Origin of the sequence: Streptomyces sp. NPDC050619 (genome assembly GCF_040654815.1) — a bacterium.
Lineage (GTDB): Bacteria > Actinomycetota > Actinomycetes > Streptomycetales > Streptomycetaceae > Streptomyces.
On sequence record NZ_JBFAIR010000069.1, the window covers coordinates 19019 to 29325 of the forward strand.

General features: G+C 65.7%; 8 protein-coding genes and 5 pseudogenes. 6 read left to right on the forward strand and 7 right to left on the reverse strand.

Features of this window, described 5'->3' with window-relative positions; translation table 11 throughout:
• Window positions 1-595 precede the first annotated feature (595 nt).
• From AB0I77_RS51030 to AB0I77_RS51040, 3 genes and pseudogenes are all read left to right on the forward strand, one after another.
• Window positions 596-1054, forward strand: a complete 459-nt coding sequence (locus AB0I77_RS51030; RefSeq protein ID WP_363289863.1) for a hypothetical protein — start codon at window positions 596-598, stop codon at window positions 1052-1054.
• Window positions 1055-1135: 81 nt separating this feature from the next.
• Window positions 1136-1990 (forward strand): group II intron maturase-specific domain-containing protein, encoded by an 855-nt coding sequence (locus AB0I77_RS51035; RefSeq protein WP_363289872.1) that lies wholly within the window; start codon window positions 1136-1138, stop codon window positions 1988-1990.
• Between the two features lie 115 nt (window positions 1991-2105).
• Window positions 2106-2339: pseudogene (locus AB0I77_RS51040) on the forward strand (ATP-binding protein); the annotation flags it as partial.
• A 196-nt stretch (window positions 2340-2535) separates the two neighbouring features.
• Here AB0I77_RS51040 and AB0I77_RS51045 read toward each other — a convergent pair.
• Together AB0I77_RS51045 and AB0I77_RS51050 are read right to left on the reverse strand one after the other, a co-directional pair.
• Window positions 2536-2928, reverse strand: a pseudogene (locus tag AB0I77_RS51045) (transposase family protein); the annotation flags it as partial.
• Between the two features lie 398 nt (window positions 2929-3326).
• The gene (locus AB0I77_RS51050) at window positions 3327-4124 is read right to left on the reverse strand and encodes an HAD family acid phosphatase (protein ID WP_363289865.1); all 798 of its coding nucleotides are present in this window, start codon (window positions 4122-4124) and stop codon (window positions 3327-3329) included.
• A gap of 555 nt (window positions 4125-4679) precedes the next feature.
• Between AB0I77_RS51050 and AB0I77_RS51055 the strand changes: the two genes are divergently transcribed.
• Entirely contained in the window at window positions 4680-5192 is a 513-nt protein-coding gene (locus AB0I77_RS51055; RefSeq protein ID WP_363289866.1) for a transposase, read from the forward strand.
• On the opposite strand, the gene AB0I77_RS51060 is transcribed toward AB0I77_RS51055, so the two are convergent.
• Window positions 5128-6294 carry an FAD-binding oxidoreductase gene (locus AB0I77_RS51060; RefSeq protein ID WP_363289867.1) on the reverse strand — a complete coding sequence of 389 codons (1167 nt, stop codon included), beginning with the start codon at window positions 6292-6294 and terminating at the stop codon, window positions 5128-5130. The two genes, AB0I77_RS51055 and AB0I77_RS51060, sit on opposite strands and share 65 nt — an antisense overlap.
• Window positions 6295-6328: 34 nt before the next feature.
• Window positions 6329-7057, reverse strand: coding sequence for a GntR family transcriptional regulator (locus tag AB0I77_RS51065; RefSeq protein WP_363289868.1), 729 nt, complete (start codon window positions 7055-7057; stop codon window positions 6329-6331).
• Between the two features lie 639 nt (window positions 7058-7696).
• On the opposite strand from AB0I77_RS51065, the gene AB0I77_RS51070 reads away from it, so the two are divergent.
• Both AB0I77_RS51070 and AB0I77_RS51075 read left to right on the forward strand, forming a co-directional pair.
• Window positions 7697-7867, forward strand: a complete 171-nt coding sequence (locus AB0I77_RS51070; protein ID WP_363289869.1) for a hypothetical protein — start codon at window positions 7697-7699, stop codon at window positions 7865-7867.
• Between the two features lie 200 nt (window positions 7868-8067).
• Window positions 8068-8340 (forward strand): annotated as a pseudogene (locus AB0I77_RS51075) (transposase); the annotation flags it as partial.
• Between the two features lie 44 nt (window positions 8341-8384).
• Here AB0I77_RS51075 and AB0I77_RS51080 read toward each other — a convergent pair.
• The 3 genes and pseudogenes from AB0I77_RS51080 to AB0I77_RS51090 form a co-directional block, all read right to left on the reverse strand.
• A pseudogene (locus AB0I77_RS51080) lies at window positions 8385-8498 on the reverse strand (integrase core domain-containing protein); the annotation flags it as partial.
• Between the two features lie 15 nt (window positions 8499-8513).
• Window positions 8514-8675, reverse strand: a pseudogene (locus tag AB0I77_RS51085) (IS3 family transposase); the annotation flags it as partial.
• 471 nt (window positions 8676-9146) lie between these two features.
• Entirely contained in the window at window positions 9147-9713 is a 567-nt protein-coding gene (locus tag AB0I77_RS51090) for a TetR family transcriptional regulator (protein ID WP_363289870.1), read from the reverse strand.
• Window positions 9714-10307: the final 594 nt, after the last annotated feature.

Sequence of the window (10307 nt, forward strand, 5' to 3'; positions counted from 1 at the left end):
GGGGGTGAGGCCGGAAAGCAGCCTCGACAACGTAGGGGCGGACCGACACCACCAGGCGGTTCGTGCCCGCAAGCGAAGACGGAATGGGTGCAAGGAAACTGAACCAGTGGTTGACGTCCCGTGAGTCGTCAGCGGCCTGCCGAACCTGGTGGATGGGCCGCTTTGCAGTGCTGGAGAGTGCTACATCCGATGGCCTCTCCTCTCCCGCCGCCTTTATCCCATGGGTTTCGGGAGGCCCGGACCAAGACTGCGATGTGCGGTCCGTGGCGATGCTGCCGGGGTACAGCTGGGCACCGACGCCGTCACAGAGATCCTCAGTGAACGTGGGAAGCGATCTGGCATCGCCCTTCCCGTCCGGCAGCCGGCCGGGCGGCGGGCAGGCGCGACGCCCGCTGATGGCGCCAGATCGTGGCGGAGTCGCCGTAGTACTCGGAGGCCGGGAAAGCCGGTCACATGGGGAAGGGCGACAGCGTGATAGCAGCAGGACTGCTGTCGGGGAGGAACGTTGTTGAAATAACGACGCGCCGTCGACAACCTGGCCGGGAAGTATGACAGCGGGGCGACGGGTACTCGATCATCAGATCAAGCTGCACCAATGGGCAAGGAACGAGCCGGATGCCGGTTCGATGATGTATTCAACTTGGTCTGCGACTTGGCCACTTTGGTGGTGGCCTGGGAGCGGGTGTCTGGCAACCGGGGCGCCAGGACAGCAGGTGTGGATGCGGTCACCCGCTACTACGTCGAGGAACGTCATGGAGTGATTCCGTTCCTGGAGGAGCTTCGTTGCTCACTCAAGGACGGGTCCTTCACTGCGCTGCCGGTCAAGCAGGCGGTGATTCCCAAGAAGAACGGCAAGGTCCGGTACTTGGGCATCCCGACCTTGCGGGATCGCGTCGCGCAGATGGCGCTCAAGCTGGTCCTGGAGCCGATTTTCGTCGGGCTCAGGATGCCATTGCCGAGATCCACCGCTTCACCCGCAAGCCGTCGACCTACGACTGGGTTATCGAGGGCGACATCAAGGCTTGCTTCGACAATGTCGATCACCACGTCCTGATGGGTCTGGTGGCCGAACGGATCAAGGACCGCAAGGTTCTGCGGCTGGTTCAGTGCGTGTCTGCGGGCCGAGGTTGTCGAGCTGCATGGTGGATTCGCGGAGACCCTCACGGGCACTCCGCAAGGAGGGGTTGCCTCCCCGCTGCTGGCCAATGTCTATCTCTCCGTTCTGGACCGGCATTTCTCGCGTATCTGGAACACCGGGATGAGTCCCGGATGGCGAAGGCTAGCCCGACGCCGCAAGGGGCAGCCGAACTACCGTCTGGTGCGATACGCCGACGACTTTGTCGTGCTGGTGCACGGCACCAAGTCCGAGGCCGAAACGCTCAAGGCGGAGATCGGCGCACTACTGGCCCGCAAGCTGAAGATGACCCTCTCGGTCGAGAAGACCCACATCACCCACATCGACGACGGCTTCGTCTTCCTGGGCTTCCACATCCAGCGAAGGCCCTGGTGCGACGGTCGTCGCGTCGTGCTCACCATCCCGTCCAAGCCCGCCTTGGCGTCGGTGATGCGCAAGATCAAGAAACTGACGGGGCGAAGTACCACCTCGCACTCGTTGGAGGAGGTGCTGCGGACGGTCAACCCGGTCCTCCGGGGCTGGGCTGCCTATTTCCGCTACGGCGCGTCCAAGAGAACGTTCTCCTACCTCGGCTGGTACGCGTGGTGGAGACTGCTTCTCTGGATCCGCTACAAACACCCCCACCTGACCTGGAAACAACTGTGGCGCCGCTACTACGGGGCGGACCGCATCACCGAGGGCGGAATCGTCCTCTACAACCCGGCGAAGATGCGGGTCCAGCGCTACCAGTTCCGGGGAGCACAGATCAGCACGCCCTACAACATCGCAGAGGTTGACCCCGACGGAGCACGCTTCCGCCGGACGAACCACGACCATGTGGCCTTCGTCGGCCAGGTCAGCGAATACCTCGCCTGATCCAGCGGATCACGTGGAGAGCCGGATGCTCGGCCAACGGGCACGTCCGGTTCGGCGGGCGGGGACGGGAAGACCGGTACTGGAAACGGTGCACGGCGTCCCGTCCCCGACCCAACACATGCAACTCGACCGCCGCGGCGCCGAACTCCTCTTCCAGGTCCTCACCGAAGGCGAGGAGAAGAACTCCGTCGCCATCGCCTCCAACGACTCCTTCGCCGGCTGGGGCAAGACCTTCACCGATCCCAGACTCTGCGCCGCCATCGTCGACCGGCTCACCTTCGGCGGCAACATCCTCGAGACCGGCACCGAGTCCTACCGCCTCGCTCACAGCCGCGAACTCGCCCGCTAAGCCATCCCCACACCATCCGGACTGCCGTCAGAATTCACCAACATCCAGCCGGCCCGAGGCCACGAACCGCCGTCAACTTTCGCGGCCAAACGACGTCAGCATTCACGGTCAAAGCCACCCTCTCACGCCCCGGCCCTTGGGCGCTTGTCGGTTTATGGCTCGCACCACGTGTGTTACGAGCCCATAGGAGTGGCTAAGGCAGTCGGGCCGCGGGCACCCCCTGGCGCGTGTCCGCGTCCACAATGCCCTGCGCATTCGCCGAGAACCGGTAGTTACGCCAGGACGGGCCCACCTTGCGGTCGCGGACCGGGATGAGCGTGCCGTCCACGATCCACAACCGCTCGACGGCATCCTGCGGCGCCCGGACCGGCTCGAGCGCGGGCAGCCGGACCAAGACGCTCGTTCCCCCGGCACATGGTGGCCGGCGAGAACCCGAACAACGGCGCGAGGGGAGCGCTCCTCGGAGCGCCTGCCGCATCATGAGGTTCGTCCGGCAATAGACCGCCACCAGCAGCACCCGGTCGGGCAACGGCAGCCGCCACGGACGCCCCCACCGACAATCGTCACCGTGGCATTCCCGCACCGCTTTCGCTGACGACGAGTTCAACAATCACACCGGCCGTCAGGCGCCCGTGATCCGCTGTTTGCTGATGACCGCTGCGAGTTGCGTTTCCATGACACAACCATGATCAACGATCAAGGGAACCGACGTCTCACCGCCAACCATGCACGAACTCGTTGGCCTGCGGGAAGTGCGTCGTCAGGTCCACGACTTCTACGCCACCAGGGACAAGCCCCCATACGTACGGGGACGGCACCACCGAGCTGAAGCTCCCGCCGAAGGCCGCGGGCCCCCACGTGCGCGGGAAAGACCCCTATCCGCTTGCCCTTTCAGAGATCGACAGGCCGTTTTTTGCTCACTCCCCTTAGTTTGGCGTTTAACGTCGCAGGTCAAGTGACCTGCGAGGGTGCACGCCAAGCTGAGCCTCAGCTGATGTAGTACGACGGGTTGGGGAGCTTGTACGTCCTGTCGGCGTAGCCGCCCTCCAGGTCCGAGTACTGGTCGCCGAAGCTGGCGATGATCTCGTACCCGAGGTCAGTCTCGATGTGCTCCCGGACGCGGGACTTGTACTGCACGGTCGTGCAGGTCCACGTACCCGGGGAGGCGCAAGCGCCCAGGTAGGACGGCGGGTTCGTCGTGTCCTCGAGGATCATGTGGTCGGTGTCGAGGTTCACGTCGTCGCCGACCTTCTTCAAATTCTCGACGAGGGCGGGGCGCAGCGCCTCGCTGCTCCCCGAGATATAGAAGACCTCGGCACCCTTGGATTGTGCGTACCGGGCCAGTTCGGGGCTGCCGAACACCGCGGGACGGTTGGCCTGGTTCACGTAGGCGGCCCAGGTCGAGTAGTTGAACCCGTAGTTGTACTTCTTTTCGTAGTCGAGGCTGAGCAGCATCGTGTCGTCGATGTCGAAGACGACAGCGGGCTTCTCGCCCTTGTGCAGCGCCCTGCGGGTCGCCGTGTCTATGTACTTCTTCGCTGCCGCGTCGACACCGGCCAGGTCCTTGGCGTACGGACTGGTGGGCGAGGCCTGGTACACGCCGTTGGCGTCGAGGTGGGTGCCGTAGTAGGTGTCGATGTCTTTGGCGAGGAGCCCGATGTTGTACGGCTCGTGAGTGGAGTTCGCGGTGGACTGGTCGGCGGTGGCCACGCCGGCGCCGTACAGGGCGGCACTGGCGACGGCACAGGCGGCGGTGACGGCTGCGAGACGCAATGGCTTATGCATGCAGGTATTTACGCGCGCCGCAGCCGCGGGAGCAAGATCCTTTGCCCAACTCTGTTCCGGGGGCACAAACGGGGCAAGGGACGTCTGTGATCAATCGGCGGGATTCGACTTCGCGGCGGGGCCTGATCCGGTAGATCGTCTTGCGTGACACGCGTGCAACTGATCGATGCTGAGCTTGGTGTTTACGTAACGTGGGCAGGCTTGGTGTTCCTTGATCGACTCGGTGCGTTTGACGGTCTTGCCGACGTTGTGGCGCTTGAGGGTGAGGGAGCCGGACGCGTGGCTGGTGTTCGAGGCCGAGTCGGGCCAGGCGCTCCGCCCGCCCAAGGCCCGCACCTGATCCCGTATCGGAGTGCCGCCGCAGGTCAAAGTGTCGGCGAAGGGATCGGGGTGGGTCTCGGTCGCCGGGACTGTCTGCGTGAAACGGGGCGAGCGGAACCGCCTGACCTACCGGACGCTGTTGCACCATCCCGGCCGGCGCGGTGAGAAGCACGGCTTTCGGGAGCAGGACTCGCCGAGCTGCTGGAGGCCGCCCATCAGCAGCTCGGCGGGAAGATGGTGCTGGTCTGGGACAACTCCACCCAGCCCAAGGACGCGCTGATGCGTGAGTTACTGGCCGCCCACAGGCAGTGGCTGACCGTCTTCCGGCTGCCGGCCTACGCCCCGGAGTTGAACCCGGCGGAAGGCATGTGGGCGAACCTCAAGAACTATCTGGGCAACCTCGCGGCCCGCACCGTGGACACTCTCGCCGACCTCACCCGCAACCGGCTGAAGAAGATGCAGTACCGGCCCGACCTCGTCGACGGGTTCATCGCCGAGACCGGCCTCACCTGGACACTGCCACGACGTCACCCAAAAGCGAAAACCTCAGTTGCGATCTTCGTTCCGGTAGTGCGGCCGTGTTCCATGCTGCGGCCAGGATCCAGAAGAGCCAGAACGAGGGGGAAGCTTGTCCCCGGCACGCTCGATCGCGCCGAAGGGAATCGCGGGGGAGAGCTGTCGGCTACTGCTCGCCCAAACCGGTGGCGTGTTGATCCACCTCGATGTCCGAGCGCCGTACGCCGGTGAATCGTGTGGGCCGGAAGGCCCCAAGGAGGTCCTGCTCCTGATCGGTTGTGATCTCGGCCGCGACCAGGCGTCCCAGAATCGGCGCCAGGGTGACCCCGCTGTGCGAGACGAGGCAATAGACGCGGGGCTGCGCGGAGGCATAGCCGGCGACGGTGTGGCCGTCCGCGGGCAGTGACCGCAAGCCGATGCGCAGGTCGATCTCCGGTGCCCGGCCCGGGTCGGGCAGCAGAGGCGACAACCGTCGGGCGAGGGTGCTTGCGATGTCCCCGTCCGCGGACGGCGGGTCGGCCGGATCGACGTGGGCGTTCAGATCGAGAGCTTGTAGGACGGTATGCCCGCCGGCCTCGGGGCGGAGGTTGAGGCCGGGGCTGTGGATCACGCAGCGCAGGTCGAGTTGTGGTGACCTGGCGTACCCGAGCAGGCCGACGGTCTGCGCTCCGCGACCGGTATCCGTCACCATGGGAACGTCGATCCCGGCCCGTGCGGCGAGCCGTTGTGTCCAGCGGCCTGCCGCCAGGACGACTCGATCGCCCGTGCAGACCTCGCCTCCCGCCAGGGTGACGGATACTCGGTCAGGCCCGTCGTTGATGGCTATGACCTCGCCGATCGCGAACGTGGCTCCGTGTTGCTCGGCGTCCGCCAGCAGGTTGTTCACGAAACGGTCCGGCAGAACGTATCCCTCGCTGGGGAAGTGTGCGATGGACGTGATGGTCGCCGGGATGCGGAGGCCGCCTGCGGTCCGCGCCGCTTCCTTGGGGGTGACCCAGTGTGCGGGGTAGCCGAGTGCCTGCAGTCGTTCCACGTTGTCGGCGAGCCGCTGCTCGTTTGCGGCGTCCGCCCACTGCAGCGCTCCGCTGGGGAAGTACGACGGTGCGCCGCGCAGTTGCGCGGCGAGCCTGGCGTGCTCCTCCATCCCCGCGAGGTTCAGCCGGTGGTAGTCCGGGTCGGGCTTCCGGCTGGAGTTGGTCCAGGCGAAGGTGGTCGCGGTCGTGCCGGTGCCGGCTCCCCGCTGATCGAGCAGGAGAACGTCCTCGCCGGCGACGGCAAGCTGCCTCGCGACGCTCACGCCCAGCACGCCGGCACCGACGATGATGACCTTCATTGTGTGCGCATCCTTTCTGGCAGCGGCACGCTGCTCACATGGCGGGGACGGGAAGCTCCAGGAAGAATTGGGCGGTTCCCGGACGGACGAGGGTCGTCACCACCTCGACGGTGCTGCCGTCATCGGCACGCAACTCTCTGCGCCTCATCAGCGCGGGCGTTGCGGTCTCGCTGTGCAGCAATGCGGCGTCGTGCTCGTCGAGGGCCACCGGGTCGAGGTAGAGCCGGATCGAGTCGATCGGTACTCCCTTGCGCTGCAGATACCGGAGGGTGACGAGGTCTTCGAGGTTCTCGTTCAGCAGGTCGGGGGCGGCCGCGAAGAGGACGACGTGCCGCTCGACCGACTGCGGCTCCTCGCGTACGTTCAGTTTGCGGCGGACCAGTTCCACTACGGCCGTGTCGGCGGAGGCGCCAGGGAGGGGCAGGATGGCGTCGGCGGCCCTGACGATCCGTGCGGAAACCACTTCGTGCCTGCCTGGCGCGCCCTTTGCGGCTGCCGCAGGAGTGACGAAGTTGAGCAGATTGATCTGCCGCGTCACGTCCGCCACGAACGATCCGTGGCGCCGCTGGCGAATTGCCAGCCCCGCCTCGGCCAGGTCGTTGAGGACCCGTTGGGCCGTGGCACGACTCACGCCGTACTCGGCGGAGATATCCATCTCGCTTGGCAGACGCGAGCCAGGCGGGAGGGCCCCGGACAGGATCTTCGCTTCGAACTCTCGCCTGATCTGTACATAGAGTGGCACGGTCATGGTCAGACCGTACATTCACCCGATTGACTGGTAAGAGCGAGCTGACCAGCCCAGTCTTCAGCGTCCGAGCCTCATGGGCGGAATGCTGTTCCCGACCTGTCCCGCGAGGTTGCCGGGCGGGTTCGACGGTGACCACGGAGCCGAGCCGACGACGGTACGGGCGTGGCCGCGCCCGGAGCCTTCCGGACCGCCGATGACGGGCGATCGGTCCCGCCTTCACCGATTCGCTGAAGGCACGCTGGGCCCCGTAACAGTCGGCGCCGTTCCCACGGTCGGGATCCCTTTCAGCCGGTAGCCGAGCGCCAGAGGGCTGGACCCTTGCCTGCTTCGTCATGTCAGGTCTCCCGTCTGATCTGCGAGGCGACCAGCGCTAGCTCTAGACCATACAATTACATAATTGACCGGTCAATACAGAGCGGCGGTTCTACTCAGCAGGCACCTCCCTGAGAGGAAGGCCAGTGCCACCGATCTGGTGGCCGGCTCGTACCAGGCGGGGAACCTTGAGGTCTTCCCGGCGACGTAACGGTTGCGATGAGTGACGTAGTGCGGTCGATGCGGCCCCGAGCCGGGTGACCTGGCGTCAGATATGGGTGAAGCCCCTGGTAGGAACGGGTCTGAGAAGATCAATTTCCGTACGGCCAGAGGCTTCACGCGTTGACCAGCATCACCTACACCGCCGTGCTCGATTTCGGCGAGGAGACCGCCGAGGCCATGACCCGGCTCCTGCGCGAGCACCGCAAACGGCTCGGCACCCGCAAGGACACTCGGGCCTTGGGCGTCTTCAAGCAGGGCGTCTGCGGCGTAGCTGTCGCGCCTGCTTATTGATCTTGGTTGTGGCCTGCTGTTGCTCAGTTGTACTGAGCGGTGGATCGCGTCCCATGAAGTGGTGTAGCCGGGCGTGGTCCCGGAACGCGCGGGTGTCTGCCCGGGGCGTGCAACCGCTGACCGTGCATGCTCCCTGAGCAAGGGCAGGCCATCGCGCAAGTCTCCCTGGTAAACGGCCAGTTCAACCAGAGGAGCACGCGATGGCCTTGTCCCAGTCTGAGCTGATGCGGCTGCTGGAGTCACTACGCCGGGCCGACGGAGTTGAAGCAATCAGGGTGGTGCGCGAGCGCATCCTGCAGGAGCTGATCGAGGCCGAGGCCACCGAGGTGATCGGTGCCGCGCCGCGTGAGCACTCCCAGACGCGCACGACCTGGCGCACTGGACACCGGGAGAGGCTGCTGGCCACGCAGGCCGGCGACCTGGACCTGAAGATCCCCAAGGTGCGGAGCGGGTCATTCTTCCCGTCGCTGCTGGAACTGAGCTGCCCGAGTTTCGTAGCGGCCGGTTTTGCGTGTTTTCAGGTGGCGTTCGAGGTCGCCAGGGAACGGTAGTACGCGGCTTCGAATTCCTCGGGTGGGACGTAGTCGAGGGCGGAGTGCAGGCGCTCGGTGTTGTACCAGCCGACCCACTGGACGACGGCGCGTTAGACCTGGTCAGCGTCCCGCCACGGGCCCTGGTGCTCGATCAGTTCGGCCTTGAAGGATCCGTTGAGGGCCTCGGCCATGGCGTTGTCATAGCTATCGGCGACAGAGCCGACCGACGCGCTCGCGCCCGCTTCCAGCAGCCGTTCGCCGTAGCGGATAGATACGCCTCTTCACGCAGCTTGCGGACTTTCACCGCCGCCCCGGGACCGCTGACGACGAGCCCGCTGCGCACCGGATCGAGCTACTCGCGGATGTAGCCGATCCGGCTCACCCCGGAACCGGCCCGGATGCGACCGGCTGACCAGGATCTGAGCTGCGGTGATCGGACCGATGCCTTGCAACTTCAGTAGTTCTGGCGCCTGATCCTTGACGAGCTGGAGGATCTCGTTCTCCAACTCGCGAGCTTCGGCCTGCAGGTGCCGGACGTGCTGGATGCGGATAGTCGGCCATCGGCCGCGAGTACGGCGCGGTCGACTGTCTCGCGCAGTCGTTGGCCCGACGCCAGGACGGCGACAGCGGCGGGGCTCCGCAAGATGGGTGCCGACGCATGGAATTCGACCGCCTTGACGGGCCCGACAACCGCCTGACGACGTGGCCTTGGCCTCAGCCGCACAGCCCGTGTCCAGGGTTCCGGGTCAAGGCCCTTGTGGAGCGGTCAGGGCTTTGTGGGTCGACTCCAGGATCTTCTCCGACAGTTCGGTGCCCGCGGTGGCCCGGGCAAGCAGGATTGCGCCGACCAGAGTGGCCACCATGGGAAGGCCGTCGTTGGTGTCGGTGGACAGCCACGCGGCGAATTGCTCGACTCCGGCCGCGTAGGTTTCGCGCACCTCACCGGCTGTGGGCTCGCGAGCCATGTCCCCGGCGAATCCCGCGGTGGGGCAACCGGTGCCGGGCTGGTTACGGTGCTCGGCCGACAGGTAGAAGTCGACGAGGCAGCCGCGTGCGGTGTCGTGATCGCCGTGGGTCGTGTCGAACTCCGCGAGGAGTAGGTCAAGGTCCCGGAAAGCGGCTTGGGCCGCCTCGGCCACCAGTGCCTCCTTGGAGGGGAACTGCTTGTAGAAGCCGCCCGTGGTCAGTCCGATGGACTTCATCAGGTCGGCGACGCTGATGCCGTTCACGCCGCGCTCCCGGAAGAGCTGGGAGGCCGCGGCGACCGCGCGCCTGCGGTTCTCGAGCGCTTGTGCCTGCGAAACGCGACTCATCACTCACCTGTCCACGTTAGATAGTGAAGTGCATCTATCGTACGCGAAGTGTCGGGTGGGCGGCCGCAGCGTCCTCTTTCGGTGCGGCTCTCTCCTGCTGTCGCGCGGCGACGAGTTCGTGGGCCCGCACCGGAAGCGGCTTCCGACCGTGCGATGCATCCGTTCCGGAGTGCGGTTGCGAGAAGGTGCCGAGGCGAATCTCGTGGAGCGCATGCCCAGCGGTCGACGGAGTCTATGCAGCCTCTGGGTGACAAGTGGCCCATGCCGCGTTGTGCTCGGCATGTATGCAACATGCAGGTCTGCGGGGGTGTCGTTCGCCGTGGCCGCGCGCTCGCTGACCCCGTAGCCCGCGTGCGCGTCGAGCAGTCTCCGGCCTCGGGCGGTGGCTGGCGCGTCGGGGCTGTTGACTGAATCTCTTTAGATATCTATCGTAATCTAAAGCGAGGCCGACGCTCTAGCCCCCTCTACTCATCCGCCAGACCAGAAATGAGATCCACCTCATGACCACGCAGAACAAGACCGCTGTCGTCACCGGCGCGTCCGCCGGCCTGGGTACCGCCTACGCGCAGCGGCTTGCCGACCGGGGTTACGACC